At 58.1% G+C, this 267-nt stretch carries 1 protein-coding gene; it reads left to right on the forward strand.

What is annotated here, in order from left to right; genetic code table 11:
- On the forward strand, window positions 1-228 hold a 228-nt coding region (locus Y88_RS18695), incomplete at its 5' end, for an integrase core domain-containing protein (RefSeq protein WP_018076005.1).
- Between the last annotated feature and the right edge of the window lie 39 nt (window positions 229-267).

Raw genomic sequence — 267 nt, forward strand, 5'->3', positions numbered from 1 at the left:
GACAGCTATGACAATGCCTTGGCCGAAACGATCAATGGCCTCTACAAAGCTGAGGTGATCCATCGCCGCGGACCTTGGCGCTCATTCGAAGCCGTTGAGTTCGCCACGTTGGAATGGGTGGACTGGTTCAACAATCGGCGGCTCTTGGAGCCCATCGGAAACATTCCGCCGGTCGAAGCCGAGCAGCGCTACTATGCCATGCTGGACGACGTCCCACTGGCCGCCTAATTTAAGACAAATGGCCTCCGGCAATCCCGGCGCGGTTCA

Source organism: Novosphingobium nitrogenifigens DSM 19370 (assembly GCF_000192575.1).
Classification (GTDB): domain Bacteria; phylum Pseudomonadota; class Alphaproteobacteria; order Sphingomonadales; family Sphingomonadaceae; genus Novosphingobium; species Novosphingobium nitrogenifigens.